The following is a 22,884-nucleotide window of genomic DNA, read 5'->3' as shown; positions in this document are numbered from 1 at the left end:
AGTAGTAATTTTACGGTATATAAGTAGATGTCTTATGAGCAAACCTAAAGTAGATTTAAAATCAGAATACAATGTTCCTAATTTAGAAAAAGGATTATTGGTTATAGAAATATTAGCTACAAAAAAAGATGGTTTAACTCTTGCAGAAATTACAGAAGCTCTTGCTTTAACAAAAACTACTGCCTTTAGAGTAGTAAGCACGCTTATTTTTAAAAATTATCTTCAGAAAAACGAGACTACAAAAAAAATAACTTTATCCAGAAAAATGCTTACTCTAGGCATATCTGCAATGAACGAACAGAGCATTGTAGAGATGTCTATAGATGTTATGCGAGCCTTAAGAGACGAGCTAAAAGAATCTGTAATGCTAGGGGTTCTGTTAGACAGCAAAGGAACAATTTTAGAACAAGTTTCATCTTCATATCCTGTTAAATTATTTGTAGAACCTGGCACGCAATTTAACCTGCACAGCTCGGTTGGAGGTAAATGTATTTTAGCTTTTTTACCCAAAGAAGAATCAGATAAAATTTTAAAAAAAACAACACTTACTAAGTACACAAAAAACACCATTACATCTAAAAAGGAGTTTAAAGAAACATTAGCATTGGTAAAACAAAATGGTTATGCTATAGATAATGGTGAAGATATACAAGGTATACACTGTATAGGCGCACCAATATTTAATGAGTCTGGTTACCCAGTAGCTGCGCTTTGGATAACAGCTCCACATGGTAGATTACCTCATGAAGATTTTCATAAAAAAGGGCAAATTGTAGCAAAATATGCCTTAAATATTTCTGTAAAACTTGGTTTTATTTCTCAGTAAAAGCAAGCTTTATAATACAATACATAAATTGCACACATAATCTACAAGCCCTTATTTAATAAAGGGTTTACCCCTACACTACTATATTTTAACACATTACACTTAATTTAAGTTTATATAGATAGTTTATATCTTATAAAAAAATGTATATTTGTTTCAAATATGAAACTAGTTTACTATTTGAAACTTAAATAAATGATAGCAACACAATACAAGGGCAATAAAACTTTTGCCATAATTGATAAAAAAATTGAAGAACCTACTGAAGATGAAGTACGTATTAAAGTAGCCTACTCTGGTGTTTGCGGTACCGACGTGCACATTTACCACGGTATGATGGATAAAAGAGTTTCAATACCACAAACAATTGGTCATGAAATGTCTGGCGTTATTGATGCTGTTGGTAAAAATGTAACCGATTACAAAGTAGGGGAAAAAATTGTTGTTAGACCTTTAGATGACAGAAAAGTTAAAGCTTCTGATAAGGGATTTAACCACATCTGTGAAGATTTAAAATTTATAGGTATAGACAGTCCTGGATCTATGCAACAGTATTGGAATGTTCCCACATTTGTACTTCATAAATTAAAACCAGAAACAGATTTAAAACTAGCTGCTTTAATTGAACCACTATCTGTAGCAACACATGATGTACGTAGAAGCGGACTTATAAAAGGTGAAACTGCTGTTGTTTTAGGAGGTGGACCAATAGGTATGTTGGTTGCTATGGTTGCTAAAGAAGTTGGTGCACAAGTAATAATTTCTGAGGTTAACCCTACCAGAATTAAGATGGCTAAAGACCTAGGTTTTGATGCTGTAAACCCTACTGAGGTTGATTTAGTAGAATACGTTAAAAGCAAAACTGATGATAAAAGAGCAGACGTAGTTTTTGAAGTAGCTGGTGTACAACCTGCTTTAGATATTATGTGTGAGGTTGCTGGTATTAGAGGTAGAATTTTAATGGTTGCTATACACGGAGATAAAAAGCCTGTAGATCTTTTTAAATTTTTCTGGAAAGAACTAAGCTTAATTGGAGCTAGAGTTTACGAAAAAGAAGATTATGAAAAATCTATTGCATTAATAACAGAAAACAAACTGCCTTTTGAGGCAATGATTACAGATGTACAGCCATTAAGTAAAATTCAGGATGTATTTGAAAATATAGATAAAAATCCTTCTGGGATGAAAGTATTAATGGATTGTAGTTTATAATTTAAGAAATAAGAAAATGAGTGTTTTAGATACATTTAAATTAGAAGGAAAAACAGCTTTAGTTACAGGTTGTAAAAGAGGAATTGGTAAAGCTATGGCTATTGGCTTAGCAGAAGCTGGCGCAAACATTATTGGTGTTTCGGCAAGTTTAGAGTTAACGGGCAGTAAAGTGGCTAAAGAAGTAGAAGCTAAAGGCAAAAAGTTTAGCGCATACCAATGCGATTTCTCTGATAGAAAAGCATTATACACATTTATAAATCAGGTAAAAAAAGATCATCCACAAATAGATATTCTAATAAACAATGCTGGTACAATTTTAAGAGCTCCGGCCGTAGAGCATCCAGATGAAATGTGGGATAAAGTAATTGAAGTTAACCAAAATGCACAATTTATACTTACTAGAGAAATTGGTAAAGAAATGGTTGCTAGAGGTAACGGAAAAATTGTTTTTACAGCTTCATTATTAACATACCAAGGTGGTATTACAGTTCCTGGCTATGCTGCTAGTAAAGGCGCTATTGGCCAGTTAACTATGGCATTTGCTAATGAATGGGCTGGTAAAGGAGTAAATGTAAACGCTATTGCTCCTGGTTACATTGCCACAGATAATACTGAAGCTTTACGTAATAATCCAGAAAGAGCAGAATCTATTTTAGCAAGAATACCTGCAGGAAGATGGGGTAAACCAGAAGATTTTGCTGGTCCTGTAGTCTTTTTAGCATCTGAAGCTGCAAATTATATGAGTGGTTCTATCGTCTTAGTAGATGGCGGATGGATGGGTAGATAATTAATTTATATAGTATAACAATGCATCATCAAAATATAAAAATAGCAGTTCTTTTTTGTGTCCTTTTAGAGGTGAGTTTACTATTTGGCCAGCAAAAACCTAATATTGTTTTTATACTATCTGATGATGCTGGTTATGCAGATTTTGGTTTTCAAGGTAGTACTGAATTTAAAACTCCAGAACTAGATAAACTTGCTAAAAAGAGTGTAAAATTTACACAAGCTTACGTAAGTGCAGCTGTTTGTGGACCGTCTAGAGCCGGTATGTTAACAGGTCAATACCAACAAAAATTTGGTTTTGAAGAAAATAACGTACCCGGTTATATGAGCTATTCTGGTTTAACAGGTGATAATATGGGGTTGCCTACAAACCAACTTACTATTGCAGATTACTTAAAAAAACAAGGTTATACCACTGCCTTATTTGGAAAATGGCATATGGGTAACGCAGACCGTTTTCACCCTTCAAAACGTGGTTTTGATACATTTTATGGTTTTAGAGGAGGTGCTCGTAGCTACCTACCCTATAACGAAAATAATGTACTAACTAAAAATGAAGACAGATTAGAAAGAGGGTTTGGAAACTTTTTAGAACACAATGGCTATTTAACAGATGAATTGGCTAAAGAAGCAATATCATTCATTAAAAAAAACAAACAAGACCCGTTCTTCATCTATTTATCGTTTAATGCTGTACACACTCCAATGCAGGCAACAAAACAAGATTTAGATAAATTTCCAAATCTTATCGGAAAAAGAAAAACATTAGCTGCAATGACTTTAGCAATGGACAGAGCTATTGGGACTGTTTTAAATGAGTTAAAAAAGCAAGGATTAGCTAATAATACATTGGTTGTATTTACCAATGATAACGGAGGACCATCAGACTCAAACCAATCTAACAATAATCCGCTTAGTGGCACAAAAGCTAACCATTTGGAAGGTGGTATTAGAGTTCCCTTTTTAATGTCATGGCCTGGTCAGTTAAAGAAAAATACAACATACAACTACCCAATTAGCACCTTAGATCTTTTTCCTACATTTTTAAATGTTGCAAACGGAGAATCATCAAGCTTAAAAAAATTAGACGGTGTAGATCTAATACCTTATCTAAAAGGAGAAGATAAAGAAAGACCGCATAAAGTTCTTTTCTGGAAAAAAGAAAACAGAGGAGCTATTAGGAATATGGATTGGAAACTAATACGATTTCCAGATAGGCCTGCAGAGCTATACAACTTACAAGAAGATGTCTCTGAGACAAACAATTTAGCAACACAATATCCTAAAAAAGTTAAAAAATTATACAAGCAACTATTTGCTTGGGAACTAAGCCTAGAAAGACCTCTTTGGCAATTAAGAAGAGAGTTTGAAGGCCACGCTGCCGAGCGTATGGATGCTTATAAAAAAACGAACACAAAAAAATAACACCAAATACTATGTCATCAACTAAAGAATACAAGTTATTTATTAACGGAGAGTGGGTAAAATCTACATCTGGAGAAACCATAGCCATTGTAAACCCATCTACAGAAGAAGTGGTAGCAAATGTACAAAACGGAACAGCTGAAGAAGCTTTAGATGCATTAAAAGCTGCAGACAAAGCCCAAAAGGAATGGAAAAAATTACCTGCCCGTTCTAGAGCAGATATGTTATATAAATTGGCAGATGAAATTGATGCAAATACAGAACATTTGGCTCAACTATTAACTAAAGAGCAAGGGAAACTTTTAAAGGTTGCCCGTTTTGAGGTTGCTGTTACTGCTTCATTTATTAGATATGCCTGTGAGGGTGCACGTAGAATTGAAGGTGATATTATCCCTTCTGACAATCCTAATGAACAAATTTGGATTCAAAAAGTTCCTCGTGGTGTTGTTGTTGCAATTACAGCTTGGAATTTTCCTTTGGCTTTAGCTGGCCGTAAACTAGGTCCGGCTTTAGTTGCTGGTAATAGTATTGTTATTAAGCCTACATCAGAAACACCATTAGCAACACTAGAGTTAGGAAACTTAGCAAATAAAGTGGGGATACCTGCTGGTGTTATAAACATTATTACTGGTCCTGGCAGAGCTATGGGTAACGCATTGGTAGAAAGTCCTATTACAAAAATGGTAACAATGACAGGTTCTACACCTGTTGGTCAGCAAATAGCAAAAAATGCAGCCAATAACTTAACTCATGTTCAATTAGAGCTTGGTGGTAAAGCTCCTTTTATAGTTTTTAAAGATGCTGATATTGATGCTGCTGTAGACGCTGCTTTACATTCTAGATTTGATAATTGCGGACAAGTTTGCACCTGTAATGAACGTATGTATTTGCATGAAGATATTTACGATGTTTTTATGGAAAAATTTATAACAAAAACTAAGGCATTAAAAGTTGGTAATCCTATGTTAGAGAATACAGATATGGGTCCTAAAGTAAATGCTGCCGAGTTAAAACATATGGAGCATTTAGTTGCTGTTAGTGTAAAAGAAGGTGCAACTATAGCTACTGGTGGTAAAAGACCAGAAGGAGCAGAATTTGAAAAAGGATACTGGTTTGAGCCTACTGTTTTAACCAACGTAACACAAGATATGACTATTGTTCATGAAGAATCTTTTGGTCCTATTTTACCTGTTTTAAAGTTTAAAACTTTTGATGAAGTTATTGGTTATGCAAATGACTGCGAATATGGACTTGCTGCAATGGTTTTTACCAATGATATGAATACCATTATGAAATGTAATGATGAACTAGAATATGGAGAAATTTATGTAAATCGTGGTCACGGAGAACAACACCAGGGTTTTCATAATGGTTACAAACTTTCTGGTTCGGGTGGCGAAGATGGTAAATATGGTTTTGAACAGTATATGGAGAAAAAGACTTTTTACATTAAACACAAAGCATAATAGCAACTTTATATATTTAAAATGAGTACAAAAATTAAAAATGTAGTTGCTAAACTATTTAAAGTTCCGTTGCCAGAGGTTTTAAATGATGCCAAACACGGTGACCACACACATTTTGAGTTAGTAACTACTACTATTACTTTAGAAGATGGCAGCCAAGGAACTGGTTATACTTATACTGGTGGTAAAGGCGGACACGCAATTAAAGCAATGATAGAATATGACTTTGCTTCTGTTTTAATTGGTAAAGATGGCACAGATATAGATGGTTTATACGATTTTATGGAGTGGCATATTCACTACGTTGGTCGTGGTGGCATTGCATCATTTGCAATTTCTACTATAGATATAGCTCTTTGGGATATTAAATGTAAAAAAGCCAATCTTCCTCTATGGAAAATGGCTGGCGGTACAGATAACACATGTAAAGCTTATTGTGGCGGAATAGATTTACAGTTTCCAATAGAAAAGCTTCTTAATAACATGAAAACCTATTTAGCTAACGGATTTAATGCTGTTAAGATTAAAATAGGAAGAGAAAATTTAGATGAAGATTTAGAACGAATAAAAGCTGTTAGAGAATTTATTGGGCCAGACGTTACTTTTATGGTAGATGCCAATTATTCTATGTCTATAGAAAAGGCTATTAAAGCTATTGAAGGTTTTAAACAATATGATATTACTTGGTTTGAAGAACCTATTATCCCTGATGATTACAAAGGGTTTGCAGAAATAGTTGATAAAACTGGATTTCCTTTAGCTATGGGAGAAAACCTGCACACTATACATGAGTTTGAGTATGCTTTTGAGCAAGCAAAGCTTTCTTTTATACAACCAGATGCATCTAACTGTGGTGGTATTACAGGCTGGTTAAAAGCTGCTCGTTTAGCAGATAAACAAGGAGTTCCTGCTTGTTCACATGGTATGCAAGAACTGCACGTAAGTTTAGTTTCTGCCCAACCTAACGCAGGTTGGGCAGAAGTACATAGTTTTCCTATAGATGAATACACAACTAGACCACTTGTTGTAAAAAATCATAGAGCTGTGGCTCCAAACGAACCTGGAACAGGCGTAGTATTTAACTGGGAAAAACTAGCTCCTTATCAACAATAAAAAAAATAGTATGAAACCAATACAAAGCAATTTTGGACTTATAGATGATAAAAAAGTAGATTTATATACTTTAAAAAATGCAAACGGAATGGTGGTAAAAATAACCAATTACGGAGCAACAATTACGTCTATACAAATACCTAATAAAAAAGGAGACCTAGTAGAAATTGCTTGTGGCTTTGATACTTTAGATGGTTATTTCTCTGATGACTATAAAGAAAATGCTCCTTATTTTGGAAGTACCGTAGGTAGGTATTGCTCACAAATTAAAGATGCTAATTTTACTTTAAACGGTAAACAATATCAATTAGAGAAAAATTGCGGCCCTAATAATTTACACGGAGGTACAGTGGGTTTTGACAAAAGATTATGGAGTCTAGATAGTACCAATGAAAACTTAGTAAAACTAACTTTAATAAGTAAAGATTTAGAAGAAGGTTTTCCTGGAAATGTCAGCGTATCTGTAACTTTCTCCTTAACAGAGAATAATGAACTTACTATTAATTATTATGCCTTTACAGACGCAGATACACCATTATCATTAACAAACCACACCTATTTTAACTTGTCTGGCTTTAGTACATCTATAGAGAACCATACAGCTCAAGTATTTACAAATAAACGTTTAAAATTAGATAATACTGGTGCGGCAACAGGAGAAATAGTAGATGTTTCTAATGATGTAGATGATTTAAGAAACCCAAAAAAAATTGCAGACGCACACAATGCAATGAATGATGGTTTTGAACATTTTTATGTTTTTGATAATACTGGAGAAACAGTAACTAAAGTGGCAACAGTAGCCAATGAAAATGAGCAATTAAGTTTAGATGTTTTTACTACAGAGCCTTGTATGCTTTTATACACAGGTAAATACACTGCCAATAATTTAAAACGAGAAAACGGACTTAAATACGGCAAATACAGAGGTTTTTGTTGTGAAACTCATAGATATCCTAACGGACCAAATATTAAAAACTCACCAAAATCTATCACAAAAGCTGGTGAAAATTTTAAGAGCACAACCGTCTTTAAATTTTCATTTTAACAATAACTAATTCACTCAAAAAAACAACCAAACTATGACAGAAGGAGTATTACTAGCAATTTTTGCAGGATTAATGTTGGGCCTATATGCCTTACCAGAAAAATTTACCAAAGATTTTAAATATGAGAATACTTGGAGCTTATTTTTTCTACTAACAATGTTTGTTGTTCCAATAATTGCATCAATAACTTTAATAAAAGGGTTTGGTGATATTTTTGGAAATATGCCAACAGATATATGGATAAAAATGGGACTTACAAGTTTTCTTTGGGGAGTTGGAGTTATGATGTGGAGCAAGGCTATTAATCACATTGGTTTGTCTTTAGGGTTTTCTTTATTTATTGGAACCATAATTTTAGTAGGTTCTGTATTACCTTTTATTGAAGATGGCTTACCCCCTACTAATAAACTATCAATAATTTTGATTGGTTTGTTTGTTGTTTTAATAGGCATATTTGCTAACGGAAAAGCTGGTTTTATACGAGAAAAAGTAGAAAAAAACACAAAAGATGATACTTTAAAAAAAGGTTCTATGGCCACAGGTATTTTAATTGCTGTAGTTGGCGGTTTGTTAGCAACTGGCTTTAGTTATGCTAATGCAGCAGGAAGACCTTACTTACATGAGGCTAGCCAAGCTGCAGGAAATGCTGAGTGGATTACTGCTGTTGCTGTTATGTTTCCTATTTTTATTAGTGGTGGTATTGTAATGACTGCCTATTTTCTATGGCAATTAAACAGTAAAAAAGCTTGGAAAGATTTTAAAACGCCTGCTTTTAGTAAAAACTTTGTATTAATATTAGTAATGGCATTTTTTCACTATGCCGCTTCTGCCCTATTTGCATTTGCAGCTTATAAATTAGGAGCTTCGGGTAACACTGTTGGTTACGCAATTTTTAATACTTCATGTGTGGTAACAGCAATTTTAAGTGGTATAATAACCAAAGAGTGGATTAACGCATCTAAAAAAGCAAGAAACTTTTTATACCTAGGACTTAGTTGTATGGTAATTGGTATTGTAATAGTTGCTTATAGCAACAGTATAGTTTAAAACCAAAACTTGTAGTTAGTTTAGTTTTATTTGTAAGGAAGGCCTGCTTTTTTAAGCAGGCCTTTTAACTGTAAAAAGTTTAGACTGTTAATAAAAACAGCCTAAACTTAAACAAAAAGAACTAAAAAAACTAACTTTTTATAATTGAAATATCTTCTCTAAAGCAATCCACTTTTCACCATCTTTTGCCCATGGCAATTCTTGTTGGTACTTCCACATTAAGTTTTCCCACTCTTGTACTTTGGGGTTTTCTGCATCCATTTTAGCCTTTTTATTAGCATCAAAAGTTGCGTCTACCTCCATTATCATAAACATTCTATTACCTGTTAGGTAAATTTGCATATCTACAATACCAGCATCTTTTATACTCTTAGTAATTTCTGGCCAAGCTTTACCTGCTGCGTGGTATGCTTTATACTCTTCTATAAGTTTAGAGTCGTCTTTTAAATCGCAAGAATAGCAATATCTTTTGGTACTCATTATTATATTTTTTTTGATGATTTATAAGTTACATACCCATAAGCAGTAACTACAGATAAACATATAAGTGGTAGTATAAATGAAAAATTAATTTCTGGTATAAACCCTAACACTTTTACATCTGAAAAACCAGGTCCTCCCCAATCTAAAATTCCTCCTTGTAAAACTGGCATTAAAGCACCGCCAACAATTGCCATTACCAAACCTGCAGATCCTATTTTAGCTTCATCTCCCATATCTTTAAGTGCAATACCATAAATGGTAGGAAACATAATAGACATAAATAAAGACACTGTAACCAATGAATATAAACCTAACTGGCCTTGTATTAAAATTGCACCGGCAGAAAACAATACTCCTCCTAAACCAAATAATAGTAATACACGAGACGGATTTAATGTTTTCATTAAAGCTGTACCTATCCATCTACCAGATAAAAATATAATCATTGCTGCTACATTATACCACGTAGCTGTTAATGCCTCGTTTTTATGTAAACCTTCATTTATGTTATCTACATATTGAAAAATATAGGTCCAACACATAATTTGTGCTCCTACATAAAATGCCTGTGCTACAACTCCAAAAATGTAGTTTTTATTAGCTAGTAATTTTTTAAAAGAATCTGAAATAGACATTTTATCTCCGTCTACAGATTTAGGAATTTTAATAAATAATATAATGCCCATAATACACAAAACAACTACACCAAGTATAATGTATGGTACACTAATTACGTTTAAATCGTTTTCTCTTATAACAGCTTTTGCAGAAGTAGATAAGGAATCATAAACCAACTCTCCTGCTTCATTTTTGTCATCAGAACGTAAAGAGGAAATTACAAATTGTTGTGCTACTATCATCCCAATTAAAGATCCTATTGGGTTAAAAGCTTGTGCTAAATTTAAACGCTGCGTTGCAGTTTCTTTTGCTCCTAATGACAATATTAATGGGTTAGAGGTGGTCTCTAAAAATGCCAAACCACATGTTATTACCCAAAGTGAAATTAAAAAGTAATTAAACTCTTGTAAAGCTGCTGCCGGATAAAATAAAAAAGCTCCTATTGCGTACAAGCACAACCCTAATATAATACCAGATTTGTAACTGTACTTTCTAATAAATAAAGCTGCTGGTAATGCCATAAAAAAATACCCAAAATAAAAAGCAAACTGTACTAAAGAAGCCTGCATATTAGACAATTCTGGCATTACTTTTTTAAACGCAGAAACCATAGGATTGGTTAAGTCATTTGCAATTCCCCATAAAGCAAATAAAGAAGTTATCATTATAAAAGGAAATAACAATTCCTTTTTTACTATTGGGTTAACTTTTGGTTGATTCATACTTAGGTAATTACTTTGATATAAAATTAAAAATGATAGCTACTTGTAAAGGCCACTACTGGCTTAAATAATAGAACAAATGTTTTATTATTTTACTCTGTTAACAAAGACCTATCTAAATGCACATAACCACCGTCTACTGTGATAAACTGTCCTGTTGTGTGTGATGATTTTGAAGATATTGTAAACAAACATTGGTCTGCAATTTCTGCTGGCATAGTCATTCTATTTTCTAATGGTATTTTTTTTACAATAGATTGAAGTTTTTCTTCTCCGTTTTCTAAAGTTTTAATCCAAGCCTCATAAGCAGGTGTCCAACTTTCTGCAATAACAATGGCATTAGAACGTATCCCGTAGCTAATTAAATCTACAGCCCACTCACGCGTTAACCCAAATACACCTCCTTTAGATGCTGCGTAGCCAGATGTACCTCCTTGGCCTGTAAGTGCTACTTTAGACCCAATATTTAAAATATTTCCTTTAGTTTTTTTTAGCATTGGTAAACAGTATTTGGCCATTGCAAAATAACTTACCATATTAAGCTTAAGAGAGTACATAAAATCTTCTATAGGTGCATCTAAACCTGCACCATCATTAACACCAACATTATTTATTAAGGCATCAATTTTATCGTATTTTTCTTCTATTGTTTTAGCTGCAGCTTCAATTTGTGTATGGTCTGATAAATCTGTTTTTACAAACAAAGCATCTATACCTTTTTCTTTAAGTTCTTTTTCATATCCAAAACCTCTATCATTTCTACAAACTATAACTGGTATTGCACCCTCTGCCGCTAAATGTTGTACTATTGTTTCTCCTATACTACCTTTTATACCGGCAGCTCCTGTTACTACAACTACTTTATTTTTTAATCCTAAATCCATTTTATATCTTTTTATAAATTATAAAATTTTACAGCATTTAACCCAAGTATCTTTTCTTGATCTTCTGCACTTAATTGGGAAATAAAATCTGTAACTAACTCTTTTACTTTTTTATAGTTGCCCGCTACTAAGCACACAGGCCAATCTGATCCAAATAACAACCTATCTACTCCAAAAGCTTTTAAAACCAATTGCATATAAGGTTGTATAGTTTCTGGTGTCCACGCTATATAATCTGCTTCTGTTACCATACCAGATAGTTTGCAGTACACATTTTGTTGTGCGCCAATTGTCAACATTAAGTTTGCCCAACCATCATAAAAACCATCTTTTATATATGGTTTAGCAATATGGTCTATGACAAAGTTTATTTTAGGAAACTTTTTTACAAACTCTAATACTGCTCCTAACTGATGCGGAAAAACCAAAATGTCATACGTAAAATTGTATTTTTCTAATTTTGATATTCCGTTTAAAAAGTCTGTTCTTAATAAAAAATTATGATCTGGCTCACCTTGTACTACGTGTCTAAAGCCTTTTATTATATTTATTTTACTGTAATGTTTTAAAACCTCATCAATATTTTTAGCTCTAAAATCTACCCAACCAACAACACCTTTTATAAAGCTATTTTTAGAAGCCAGGTCTATTAAAAAGTCGTTCTCTAAAGTTGTTTGGTCTGCCTGTACAGCTACACAACCATCTATATTATTTTCTAAATAAACTTTTTTTAGTTTGGCTGGCATAAAATCTTTTCTAATTACAGCCATAGTATCGTCTATCCAACTATGTTTTGTTGGTTCATATTTCCAAAAATGTTGATGAGCATCTATTATCATATTATTCTTCTAAACTTTTAAGACTTTCTTCTATTCCGTTTTTTTCAATCTCTAAAATAGATTTAGCTATAAAGTTTACCAACCCTTTATATTTAGTTAAATCACTACCTACTATAGTTTTATTTGCTAGAGTATGCGTAACTAAATCTGTTACAGATTGCGACTTATTATCTACCATATGCCATTGATTTTTAAAAAATTCAACTACCAAGCTATCATCTTTAATAGCTATATCCTCTTCATTAAAACTGCCTTTGTAAAAACGAATTAAACTGGCCAACGAAAAAGCAATGCGTTTAGGAAAAGAACCATTTAGCTCATTATAGTCTTTAAATGCAGGCAATAATCTTGATTGAAATTTTGAGGTACTATTTAATGATATTGCAATTAAAAAATGTTGAAGCGTAGGATTTTTAAACCTGTCTACCACAGCGTTTATAAAAGCATCTATTTCGTTAAAAGAAAACTTAGTTAACGTAGGTTTAATTTCTGTAGCTAAAATTTGAAAAATATGATTACTAACTATATCATTATCCATACTTTCCTTTACCGTTCTTAATCCGGCTAAATAACCAACCGGAACTAAAGAAGTATGTGCACCATTTAAAATACGCACTTTCATTTCTCGGTAATCGTCTAAATTATCTACAAACTGTACGTTTAAATCTGTTTTAGAAAAAGGCAATTCTTTTTGTACCAATTCATCTGCCTTAATAACCCAGCTATGGTATTCTTCACCAGCAACTAAAAGCTTGTCTTTAAAGCCTATTTTATTCTCTAGTGACGCAACCCTATCTTTAGGATAACCCGATACTATACGGTCTACCAGTGTGCTACAAAAATGGTTGCAATTTAAAATCCAGTCTATAAACTCTTGTTTTAACTGCCAATGTTTTGCATACTGTATAACTGTTTCTTTTAAAGCCTCACCGTTATTTTCTATTAGCTCACAAGGCAAAAAAATACAGCCTTTATCCTTGTCTCCATTAAAGTAACTAAATCTATGATGTAACCATAATGTTAGTTTTGCAGGGAATTCTTTAGGAGGACAATCTGTAATTTTATCATTTTCAGAAAACTGAATTCCGGCTTCTGTAGTGTTAGATACTATAAATCTTAATTCTGGTAACTCTGCCAACTCTAAGTATTTATCCCATTCTGTGTAAGGTTGAATAATGGTACTTATAGACTCTACTAAAGTAACTTCTGATACTGTTTCTCCATTTTTAATACCATCTAAGGCTACAGTAAACAAACCATCTTGCTCCCTAAGAGCTGTGTAATCTCCTCTTTCTGTTGGTTTAATTACAGCTACACTACCATTAAAGTCTGCTGTTTTGTTTAACACATCAAACATCCAATCACAAAAGGCGCGCAAAAAGTTACCTCCACCAAATTGCATAACACGTACGGGATGCTTAACTGGTTTTTGAGCTGTGTACCTGTCTAATAATTGTATAGTTTTTTCTTTTGTTGTCATTTTTACAATGCGTTGTTTACTACGTAAATCTTATTTATAAAGAAACTCCTCTCTTCCAAGGAATAAAGTCGTTATTACCGTGTATTACTGCTTTAGATGCTACTTCTCCGCTAGCTACTTTTATAATGTGTTCTAAAAATTTTTCTCCCATAGTTTCTATAGTATCTTCTCCACTTATAACAGTACCTGCGTTTATATCTATAATGTCTTTCATACGTTGGTACAAATCACTATTACTAGATACTTTTAGTACAGGAGCAACTGGGTTTCCTGTGGGTGTTCCTAAGCCAGTTGTAAATACAACCACATTACAACCAGAACCAACCAAACCGGTAGTAGACTCTACATCGTTACCTGGTGTACATAATAAATTTAAACCTGGCTTTGTAACCTGCTCTGTATAATCTAACACACTAACTACTGGTGATGTACCTCCTTTTTTGGCCGCTCCTGCAGATTTCATAGCATCTGTAATTAAGCCATCTTTAATATTTCCGGGAGACGGATTGTTTTCAAAACCAGAACCAACAGCAACAGCAGCAGCTGAGTACGCTCTCATTAAATTGTAAAACTTTTTAGAATCCTCTTCTGTTACACACCTATTAATTATTTCTTGTTCTACACCGTTAAGTTCTGGAAACTCTGCTAAAACAGGACTACCTCCTAATGCTACTAATAAATCTGATGTATAACCTAAAGCAGGGTTTGCAGATATTCCTGAAAACCCATCAGAACCACCACACTCTAACCCTAAAATTAGTTTGCTAAGCGGTGCGGGTTTTCTATTTATTTTGTTGGCTTCTATTAAACCTAAAAACGTATGTTTTACAGCTTCTTCTATAAAGTTACGCTCACTTAAACTACCTTGTTGCTCTAAGTAGTTTACTGGTTTAGTAAGCTTTGGGTCTATGGCTAAAATGGCATCTTGCAGCATAGAAATTTGTGCATTTTGGCATCCTAAACTTAAAATTGTAGCTCCTGCTACATTTGGGTTACAAATGTACCCAGCTAATAGTCTGCATAAAGTTTCAGAATCTTGACGTATGCCTCCACAACCACCATCATGTTTTAAAAACTTAATTCCGTCTACATTAGGAAATACTCTATTTTTAGCCATTTCCTCGTGAGTAGTAATTATAGGCGTATTAAAAATAGCATCTTTGCTTGCTCCAGATTTGTACTGCTTAATTAAAGCATCTGTATCTACAGCAAAATCTTTTTTTGTTTGATAGCCAAGTTTCTCTGCAAGTGCAGCTTCTAAAACATCAATATTTCTGTTTTCACAAAATGTTAGTGGTATTACCAACCAATAATTGGCTGTACCTACTTTACCATCTTTTCTATGGTACCCGTTAAATGTTTTGTTTTTAAACTTAGATATGTCTGGTGCACTCCAAACAAACTCTTCTTTTTTATTTGTAAAGTCTGATGATGCGTGTTTTACATTTTCTATTGTAATTGCACTACCTGCTTTAATAGTTGTTGTTGCTTTACCAATTAAAACACCATACATATAAATTTTATCTGCAGTATTAAAATCATGTAAAGCAAACTTATGTTTTTGCTTTATGTCTTGTGGCAAAACTATTTGTTTACCTGCTATAGTTACTACTGTACCTTTACTTAATGCTGTAATAGCTACTATAATATTGTCTTTAGCATCTATTTGTATGTAGTTTTTAGACATTGCTATTTTTTAAAAATTTACAGTTGCTTTTATTACTCCTGTTTCTGGATTAAGCCAACTATCAAAATTTGAAATCATCTCTGTAAAAGGCACAGTATGAGTAATAAATGATTCTGTAGGAAACTGATTTAAAACATTAATTACGTGTTCAAAATCTTGACTTGTTGCATTTCTGCTACACATTAATGTCATTTCTTTAGCATGTATTGCAGGGTGCGTATAGGTTAACTCTCCTTTAGACAAGCCAACAAGTATAAATCTTCCGCCGTGAGACATATAAGACGGACAAGTTTCTAATGCTCCTTTATGACCAGATGCATCAAAAACAGCAGTACATAAATCGCCATTTGTAATCTCTGTAATTTTAGCAACAGGATCATCTGCAACATTTACAGTGTAGTCTACACCTATTTTTTCTTTAGCATATTGCAATCGTTGCTCGTTTAAATCTAGAGCTATTACTTTGGCACCTGCAATTTGTGCTAGTTTCATAATTCCTATACCAATAGGACCACAACCAACAACAGCTATAGTTTCTCCTTTTGTAATATTTGCTCTTCTAATAGCGTGTGCTCCTATTGCCAAAGGTTCTACAATTGCCATTTGATCATTAGATAAATTATTAGCTGGTATTAAAATACTAGCAGGTACGGTAATTTGTTCTTGCATACCACCATCTGTATGCACACCCAAAACTTTGATATTAGTGCAGCAGTTTGTTTTTCCGTTTCTACAAGCTATACAAGTTCCACAGCTTATGTATGGCATTACTACTACCTTATCACCTGCTTTAATACCTTTTGGGTTTTCTCCAATTTCTAATACCTCAGACGCTAACTCATGACCCAAAATTCTTGGATATGTAAAAAAAGCTTGGTTGCCACCATACGCGTGTAAATCTGTACCACAAATACCAACCTTATTTATTTTTAGTAGAGCTTCACCTTCTTTTCTAACTGGTGCATTTTTCTCTTTTAAAAGAAATTCACCTGGTTTTTCACAAACTATATATTTCATTATTTATGGCGTTATTTTGCGTTTAATTTTATTTGGATATTACTACCCAAATACGATCTTTAGTTCTTTGGTAAAGTTCGTTTATATCATTTTTGTTAATTACAGTAAATGATTTAAAAACTAGAACATATGTTATTTGTTCACCCTATAGAACATCAACCAAATACACACAAACAACTTAAAAACAACACCTTACACACAACACATATGTTTTATCACCTATTTAAGTAATAAAACATATGATCTATTGTATTTACTATTTTGATATATTTGTTAGTATGACCAGCAACCCTACTAAACTTTACCCTTACCATAGAATACAGCTACTAACACTTAGCTTATTCTTAATATTAACTGCAATTACTTATGCTCAAAATTCTTTAAAGTTTGAGCATTTAACAACAGAAAATGGTTTATCACAAAGTGATGTAAATGTCATTTTTCAGGATATTGATCGGTTTATGTGGTTTGGAACTCATGACGGATTAAATAGATATGATGGCTATAACTTTAAGGTATTTAAGCCCAATGCTGAAAACAAAAAAAGCATTAGCAGTAATTTAATTTGGAAAATTATTGATGATAAAAAAGGCGATTTATGGATTGGAACTACTGGTGGAGGATTAAATTACTTTAATAGAGAAACAGAAGAATTTACAACATACAAACATGACCCTAATGATGATAACAGTTTAAAAAGCAACTATGTTACTGTACTTTTTAGAGACAGTAGTAATAGGCTATGGGTTGGTACAGTTAAAGGTGTTAGTATGGTAGATTTAAATGAGCCTACAGATTCCTTAAAATTTAAACACTACAACTTATACCAAAACAGCTCTAGACCAATAAAAAACACCAACAATGTTAGTTCATTTTTTGAGGATAGTAAACATCAAGTTTGGATTGGTGGTATAAACGGGTTGTCTAAATTATCTAGAGATAATAATGGCGACATTTACTTTCAGTCTGTTAACCACCTTATTAATCTTCCTAGCGTTAATGTTAAAGCTATTGCAGAAGATAGTTATGGTAATTTAATGTTAGGTACCAGTAACGGTTTATACAAGTACTCACCATATAAAGACACCAACCAAATTGAACTTTTACAAGAAGGTACATACAACGCTATTTCTATAAATAACAATCATATATGGGCAGGTAGAGATAACGGTTTACTAGAGTTTTCTAACATATCTAGCACTGCTAAGCCAGAGTTAATTAGTGTTTATAAATACGATCCTAAAAACCCTAGCAATAGTTTAAGTAAAAATGCTATAAAATCTTTATTTATAGACCATACTGGAATTATTTGGGCTGGTGCCAATGGTGGCGGTGTAAATAAATTTGATCCGCATAGAAAGCAGTTCTCTCATATAAAAAAGAGCTTAGATCCAAATAGCCTAAGTAATGACAAAGTGCGTGCTATATTTGAAGATAGTCGTCAAAACTTATGGATAGGAACAGAAGGTGGCGGGCTAAATTTTCTCAAAAAGAATAACATTACCAAAGATTTTAATCAGTTTCAACACTTTAATAATGTCAACAAAATTTTTGCTATTGAAGAAATAGAATTAAAAAATAAAAGAAAAATATTCATTGGAGGTGAATTTTCTCCAGGACTTTATGAGATTGATGTTACTAATGATAAAAAATTATCTGAAAACGATTTAAAATTAATCCCAGACATATCTGGTAGTGTGTTTTCTATTTTACAAGACAAAGAAAAAAATATATGGATAGGAACTTATAATGACGGTGTACACAGATGGCTAATTAATAAAGATGGCTCTACATTTACTAAAGATATTTTAAAACAGAATAACAACCAACAGTATAGCTTACCTAATAATATTATTAGAGATATTTTTGAAGACTCTAAAGGAAATAAATGGTTTGCCACAGGTAATGGTTTAAGTAAGTTAACTCCTGAACAACAAAATTCTAAAAACCCTAAATTTATAACCTTTAAAAATAATCCTGATGATGATACAACATTAAGTCATAATTATATACTAACTGTTTTTGAGTGTAAATCGGGGACCATATGGGTTGGTACATTTGGAGGCGGACTAAATAAACTAATTGTAAATAAAGATAAAACAATAGGTTTTAAACGTTACACAGAAAAGGAAGGGTTACCCAATAATGTAATTAAAGGTATTTTAGAAGATAACCAAGGTAATTTATGGATATCTACAAACAATGGATTATCTAAATTTAACCCTACTGATGAAAGTTTTCAGAATTATGATGTTAATGACGGATTACAAAGTAATGAGTTTAGCGAGCTAACAGCTTTAAAAACCAAGGAAGGTCAGTTATTTTTTGGTGGTGTAAATGGTTTTACCACTTTTTATCCTGAAGAAATAATAAGTAACAAAATTAAAGCTGAAACTGTACTTACCAACTTCTCTATTTTTAATAAACCTGTTGCAATTGGAGAACGTATAAACGGAAGAGTAATTCTAGACAAGTCTATAAACGCTATAGATAAAATAAAACTAAAATATAGCGAAAACAATTTCTCTTTTGAGTTTGCTGCATTACACTATGCCGCATCTAGAAAAAACAAATATGCTTATAAATTAGAAGGTTTTGACAAGGATTGGATATACACAACATCAAAAAATAGATATGCTACCTATACAAATCTAGAACCAGGATCTTATGTGCTAAAAATAAAAGCATCTAATAACGATTATATTTGGGATGAGACACCAATTGAGCTAAAAATAGATGTTACGCCACCTTGGTGGAGAACAACACTTGCTAAAGTGCTATACGTATTGCTTGCAGTTGTACTATTACTTGCTTTTAGAAGATACACCATTATAAGATCTGCAGAAAAACATAAGCTAGAGTTAGATCATCTAGAGAAAGAAAAACACGAAGAAATTCACCGTTTAAAACTAGAGTTTTTTACAAACATATCTCATGAGTTTAGAACTCCACTAACACTTATAAAAGGCCCTTTAGATTTTTTATTAAAAAAAGCAGATACCATTAGCCCTAAAGAAGCAAAAGACCAATATGTGTTAATGCGCAAAAACACAGATTATTTGTTACGCTTAGTAAATCAACTATTAGATTTTAGAAAAATGGACCACGGTAAAATGAGTCTTAACCTAAGTAAAAATAATATTGTAGAGTTTTTAAAGGATGTTGGTGAACCATTTCAGTTTTTAAGTCGAAAAAAGAATATCAATTTTAAAATTAATGTTTCTAATGAATCTATTTTAAGTTGGTTTGATCCTGATGCTGTTGAAAAAATTATAAACAATTTACTTTCCAATGCATTTAAATTTACTCCAGAAAATGGTAGTATTAAACTAGATATATTTAATGGCAAAGACTTTATAAAACCTACAGATATAGATCTTAATATAGATCAGTCTAAATATATAGTGATACAAGTAAAAGATTCTGGACCTGGTATACCTGCACACAGGTTACAACATATTTTTGAGCGTTTTTATACAGATATTGGTATTACAACTCACGTAAACACCAAAGGAACAGGCATTGGATTGTCATTTACCAAAAACTTGGTAGAACTGCATCAAGGTATTATAAAAGTACAGAGCGACTCTGAAAATGGATCTACCTTTTATGTTTGGTTGCCAAAAGATAAAGAAACTTACCAAGAAAAGAAAGAACTTAACTTTCATGAAGTTTTTGAGGAAAATACATTTATTAGTAAGGTAGATGCAGAGTCACACGCAATTAGTTTTATGGATGATATTATAGACCAAAATATGACTAGGTCTAGATCTAAACTACCTATATTATTAATTATAGATGATAACCAAGACATACGGTCTTTTATTAAAAAGGGACTAGGTGAAAGTTACTACGTTTACGAAGCTGAAAATGGAGAAAAAGGACTAGAACTTGCCAAAAAGTTTATTCCTAATATTGTGATTACAGATTTAGTTATGCCAGTTATGGATGGTATAGAATTTTGTAACCAAATAAAATCTACACAAGAAACCAGTCATATTCCTGTAGTTATGCTAACAGCAAAAACATCTCAAGAAAAAGAAATTGAGGGGCTTAAAACAGGTGCAGATGCTTACATTAGAAAACCTTTTGACTTAGAATTACTAGAGCTTAAACTTTCTAATATTTTAAATGACAGAGAAAAATTAAGGAAAAAATTTAACAGAGAAATTACACTGCAACCAAATGAAGTTACAGTTACATCTTCTGATGAGACTTTTTTACAAAACGCCATAGAAATTGTAGAAAAACATATGATGAACTCAGAATTTAGTGTAGAAATGTTGGTTAAAGAAATGAATATGAGTAGAAGTAACTTGTATTTAAAAATTAAAGAATTAACGGGACTTTCTTCTAGTGAATTTATAAGAAATATTAGATTAAAAAGAGCTGTACAGCTTTTTGAAAAAAGCGATTTATCTGTAAAAGAAATTATGTATATGACCGGTTTTAACACAGCATCATACTTTTCTAAATGTTTTAAAAAACAATTTGGAGTTGTCCCTAGCAAATACATAAGAATTAATAATGAAGACACCACAGATAAAGAATAGACTTTAGTAAAAAACATATGTTTTATTATTAAAACCATCTGTATACTGCTTTTAAAGCTACAAATCTCAACTTTGTTACATAGGAGTTAATTTTATTATTGTGCGCACAACTTTAGTGTGCACAATAATTTTATGGTAAAACATATAGTTATGAAGATTTATGCAGCTGTTTTAATACTAGTACTTACACTTAGTGCTTGTGGTAAAAAAAGCAATCCAAAGTCAAAAAAACAACAACCTAACATTGTTTTTATTTTTACAGATGACCAAACATACACATCTATTAATGCCTTAGGAAATTCTGAAATTAAGACTCCAAATATGGATGCTCTTGTACACCAAGGTACAACCTTTACTAACGCTTACAATATGGGTTCTTGGAGCGGTGCAGTATGTGCTGCATCTAGAGCAATGCTTATTTCTGGCAGATCTGTATGGAGAGCTAATAACTTTAGACAAAACTGGAAAAAACAAGATTCTTTAGATAAAACATGGGGAAAACTATTAGAAAATAGTGGTTATGACACGTATATGACCGGCAAATGGCACGTAGATGCTGCAGCAACAAAAGTTTTTAAAAACACTGCGCATATAAGACCTGGTATGCCTAAAGATGCTTGGGACCATGCAACTATGGTAGCAAAGTTCGATTCGCTTTACAAAACTAAAAACCCAGATTCTAAAACAATTATGCCCAATGGTTACAATAGACCAAAAACTACTACAGATACAACTTGGTTGCCTACAGATAATACTAAAGGCGGATACTGGAAAGACGGAAAACATTGGAGTGAAGTTTTAAAAGACGATGCTATTACGTTTATAAATACAGCAAAAGAAAAAGAAACACCTTTTTTTATGTATTTGGCTTTTAATGCTCCGCATGATCCTAGGCAGGCTCCAAAAGCATATCAAGATATGTATAATGTAAAAGACATTAGTTTGCCTAAAAGTTTTTTGCCAGAGTATCCGTACAGGCATAGTATTGCCAATGGTGATGATTTACGAGACGAAGCCTTAGCTCCTTTTCCTAGAACAGAGCTTGCAATAAAAACACATATAAAAGAGTATTACGCCAGCATAACACACTTAGATGCTCAAATAGGAAAAATACTAAAAGCATTAAAAAACTCTGGAAAAATAGACAATACGTATATCATTTTTACATCAGACCATGGACTAGCTATGGGAAAACACGGCTTACTTGGTAAACAAAATTTATTTGACCATAGTATTAGGCCTCCAATGGTAATTGTTGGTCCAGATATTCCAAAAAACAAAAAAAATACTGCAGATGTGTACTTACAAGATGCTATGGCAACATCACTAGAAATTGCAGGTATACAAAAACCCAGTTATGTAGAGTTTAATAGCTTTTTACAATTAGCAAAACAAAACTCTAACCAAAGTAAATACACTAGTGTTTATGGTGCGTATTTAGACGTACAAAGAATGATTAGAAAAGATGGCTACAAGCTACTTGTATATCCAAAAATAAAAAAAGTACTGCTGTTTAACCTTAACAAAGACCCAGAAGAAATGAATAACATTGCTAACCTACCTGAAGAACAAAACAGGGTGGTACAATTATTTAATGAACTACAAAAGCTTCAAAAAGCAATGAATGACCCGTTAGATATTTCTACTTCTAAACCTCAACTTAAATCAAACTAAAAA

17 protein-coding genes are annotated in these 22,884 nt (G+C 32.6%); 10 read left to right on the top strand and 7 right to left on the bottom strand.

What is annotated here, in order from left to right:
• Window positions 1–34: 34 nt before the first annotated feature.
• The 8 genes from AX016_RS08765 to AX016_RS08730 all read left to right on the top strand — a co-directional run bounded on the left by AX016_RS08765 (window position 35) and on the right by AX016_RS08730 (window position 8,924).
• The gene (locus AX016_RS08765) at window positions 35–826 is read left to right on the top strand and encodes an IclR family transcriptional regulator (protein ID WP_100895245.1); all 792 of its coding nucleotides are present in this window, start codon (window positions 35–37) and stop codon (window positions 824–826) included.
• A gap of 195 nt (window positions 827–1,021) precedes the next feature.
• Window positions 1,022–2,038 (top strand): zinc-dependent alcohol dehydrogenase, encoded by a 1,017-nt coding sequence (locus AX016_RS08760; RefSeq protein WP_100895244.1) that lies wholly within the window; start codon window positions 1,022–1,024, stop codon window positions 2,036–2,038.
• 16 nt (window positions 2,039–2,054) lie between these two features.
• The gene (locus AX016_RS08755; RefSeq protein ID WP_100895243.1) at window positions 2,055–2,825 is read left to right on the top strand and encodes an SDR family oxidoreductase; all 771 of its coding nucleotides are present in this window, start codon (window positions 2,055–2,057) and stop codon (window positions 2,823–2,825) included.
• A gap of 20 nt (window positions 2,826–2,845) precedes the next feature.
• Complete coding sequence (locus AX016_RS08750) at window positions 2,846–4,249, top strand: sulfatase (protein WP_100895242.1); 1,404 nt, start codon at window positions 2,846–2,848, stop codon at window positions 4,247–4,249.
• An 11-nt stretch (window positions 4,250–4,260) separates the two neighbouring features.
• The gene (gene aldA / locus AX016_RS08745; protein WP_100895241.1) at window positions 4,261–5,715 is read left to right on the top strand and encodes an aldehyde dehydrogenase; all 1,455 of its coding nucleotides are present in this window, start codon (window positions 4,261–4,263) and stop codon (window positions 5,713–5,715) included.
• Window positions 5,716–5,736: 21 nt separating this feature from the next.
• A complete protein-coding gene (locus AX016_RS08740) occupies window positions 5,737–6,828 on the top strand; it encodes a mandelate racemase/muconate lactonizing enzyme family protein (RefSeq protein WP_100895240.1) in 1,092 nt (363 codons plus the stop codon).
• Window positions 6,829–6,838: 10 nt separating this feature from the next.
• Window positions 6,839–7,876 carry an aldose epimerase family protein gene (locus AX016_RS08735; RefSeq protein ID WP_100895239.1) on the top strand — a complete coding sequence of 346 codons (1,038 nt, stop codon included), beginning with the start codon at window positions 6,839–6,841 and terminating at the stop codon, window positions 7,874–7,876.
• Between the two features lie 34 nt (window positions 7,877–7,910).
• The gene (locus AX016_RS08730; RefSeq protein WP_100895238.1) at window positions 7,911–8,924 is read left to right on the top strand and encodes an L-rhamnose/proton symporter RhaT; all 1,014 of its coding nucleotides are present in this window, start codon (window positions 7,911–7,913) and stop codon (window positions 8,922–8,924) included.
• Window positions 8,925–9,062: 138 nt separating this feature from the next.
• Here AX016_RS08730 and AX016_RS08725 read toward each other — a convergent pair whose 3' ends face one another.
• From AX016_RS08725 to AX016_RS08695, 7 genes are all read right to left on the bottom strand, one after another.
• Entirely contained in the window at window positions 9,063–9,404 is a 342-nt protein-coding gene (locus AX016_RS08725; RefSeq protein WP_100895237.1) for an L-rhamnose mutarotase, read from the bottom strand.
• Between the two features lie 2 nt (window positions 9,405–9,406).
• Window positions 9,407–10,747 carry an L-fucose:H+ symporter permease gene (gene fucP, locus AX016_RS08720; protein WP_100895236.1) on the bottom strand — a complete coding sequence of 447 codons (1,341 nt, stop codon included), beginning with the start codon at window positions 10,745–10,747 and terminating at the stop codon, window positions 9,407–9,409.
• Window positions 10,748–10,839: 92 nt separating this feature from the next.
• Window positions 10,840–11,631, bottom strand: coding sequence for an SDR family oxidoreductase (locus AX016_RS08715; protein ID WP_100895235.1), 792 nt, complete (start codon window positions 11,629–11,631; stop codon window positions 10,840–10,842).
• A gap of 11 nt (window positions 11,632–11,642) precedes the next feature.
• Entirely contained in the window at window positions 11,643–12,470 is an 828-nt protein-coding gene (locus tag AX016_RS08710) for an amidohydrolase family protein (RefSeq protein ID WP_100895234.1), read from the bottom strand.
• Window position 12,471: 1 nt separating this feature from the next.
• Window positions 12,472–13,950 (bottom strand): tagaturonate reductase, encoded by a 1,479-nt coding sequence (locus tag AX016_RS08705; RefSeq protein WP_232732615.1) that lies wholly within the window; start codon window positions 13,948–13,950, stop codon window positions 12,472–12,474.
• 34 nt (window positions 13,951–13,984) lie between these two features.
• Window positions 13,985–15,637, bottom strand: a complete 1,653-nt coding sequence (locus tag AX016_RS08700; RefSeq protein ID WP_100895233.1) for a UxaA family hydrolase — start codon at window positions 15,635–15,637, stop codon at window positions 13,985–13,987.
• A gap of 9 nt (window positions 15,638–15,646) precedes the next feature.
• Window positions 15,647–16,654 carry a zinc-binding alcohol dehydrogenase family protein gene (locus tag AX016_RS08695; protein ID WP_100895232.1) on the bottom strand — a complete coding sequence of 336 codons (1,008 nt, stop codon included), beginning with the start codon at window positions 16,652–16,654 and terminating at the stop codon, window positions 15,647–15,649.
• A gap of 239 nt (window positions 16,655–16,893) precedes the next feature.
• Between AX016_RS08695 and AX016_RS08690 the strand changes: the two genes are divergently transcribed.
• Window positions 16,894–21,207 carry a two-component regulator propeller domain-containing protein gene (locus tag AX016_RS08690; protein ID WP_100895231.1) on the top strand — a complete coding sequence of 1,438 codons (4,314 nt, stop codon included), beginning with the start codon at window positions 16,894–16,896 and terminating at the stop codon, window positions 21,205–21,207.
• Between the two features lie 150 nt (window positions 21,208–21,357).
• Window positions 21,358–22,881: a sulfatase-like hydrolase/transferase gene (locus AX016_RS08685; protein WP_232732614.1), complete on the top strand. Its 1,524-nt coding sequence runs from the start codon at window positions 21,358–21,360 to the stop codon at window positions 22,879–22,881.
• Window positions 22,882–22,884 lie beyond the last annotated feature (3 nt).

Source organism: Cellulophaga sp. RHA19 (assembly GCF_002813425.1).
Classification (GTDB): domain Bacteria; phylum Bacteroidota; class Bacteroidia; order Flavobacteriales; family Flavobacteriaceae; genus Cellulophaga.
This window is presented reverse-complemented; position numbering and strand designations above follow the sequence as displayed.

What these genes read in the sequence shown, in the direction of transcription:
- AX016_RS08705 (WP_232732615.1), bottom strand. Translation starts at nt 13,950, where the DNA reads ATGACAACAAAAGAAAAAACTATACAATTATTAGACAGGTACACAGCT.
- AX016_RS08725 (WP_100895237.1), bottom strand. Translation starts at nt 9,404, where the DNA reads ATGAGTACCAAAAGATATTGCTATTCTTGCGATTTAAAAGACGACTCT.
- AX016_RS08735 (WP_100895239.1), top strand. Translation starts at nt 6,839, where the DNA reads ATGAAACCAATACAAAGCAATTTTGGACTTATAGATGATAAAAAAGTA.
- AX016_RS08750 (WP_100895242.1), top strand. Translation starts at nt 2,846, where the DNA reads ATGCATCATCAAAATATAAAAATAGCAGTTCTTTTTTGTGTCCTTTTA.
- AX016_RS08760 (WP_100895244.1), top strand. Translation starts at nt 1,022, where the DNA reads ATGATAGCAACACAATACAAGGGCAATAAAACTTTTGCCATAATTGAT.
- AX016_RS08695 (WP_100895232.1), bottom strand. Translation starts at nt 16,654, where the DNA reads ATGAAATATATAGTTTGTGAAAAACCAGGTGAATTTCTTTTAAAAGAG.
- AX016_RS08715 (WP_100895235.1), bottom strand. Translation starts at nt 11,631, where the DNA reads ATGGATTTAGGATTAAAAAATAAAGTAGTTGTAGTAACAGGAGCTGCC.
- aldA (WP_100895241.1), top strand. Translation starts at nt 4,261, where the DNA reads ATGTCATCAACTAAAGAATACAAGTTATTTATTAACGGAGAGTGGGTA.
- AX016_RS08690 (WP_100895231.1), top strand. Translation starts at nt 16,894, where the DNA reads ATGATCTATTGTATTTACTATTTTGATATATTTGTTAGTATGACCAGC.
- AX016_RS08700 (WP_100895233.1), bottom strand. Translation starts at nt 15,637, where the DNA reads ATGTCTAAAAACTACATACAAATAGATGCTAAAGACAATATTATAGTA.
- AX016_RS08710 (WP_100895234.1), bottom strand. Translation starts at nt 12,470, where the DNA reads ATGATAATAGATGCTCATCAACATTTTTGGAAATATGAACCAACAAAA.
- AX016_RS08740 (WP_100895240.1), top strand. Translation starts at nt 5,737, where the DNA reads ATGAGTACAAAAATTAAAAATGTAGTTGCTAAACTATTTAAAGTTCCG.
- AX016_RS08765 (WP_100895245.1), top strand. Translation starts at nt 35, where the DNA reads ATGAGCAAACCTAAAGTAGATTTAAAATCAGAATACAATGTTCCTAAT.
- AX016_RS08755 (WP_100895243.1), top strand. Translation starts at nt 2,055, where the DNA reads ATGAGTGTTTTAGATACATTTAAATTAGAAGGAAAAACAGCTTTAGTT.
- AX016_RS08730 (WP_100895238.1), top strand. Translation starts at nt 7,911, where the DNA reads ATGACAGAAGGAGTATTACTAGCAATTTTTGCAGGATTAATGTTGGGC.
- AX016_RS08685 (WP_232732614.1), top strand. Translation starts at nt 21,358, where the DNA reads ATGAAGATTTATGCAGCTGTTTTAATACTAGTACTTACACTTAGTGCT.
- fucP (WP_100895236.1), bottom strand. Translation starts at nt 10,747, where the DNA reads ATGAATCAACCAAAAGTTAACCCAATAGTAAAAAAGGAATTGTTATTT.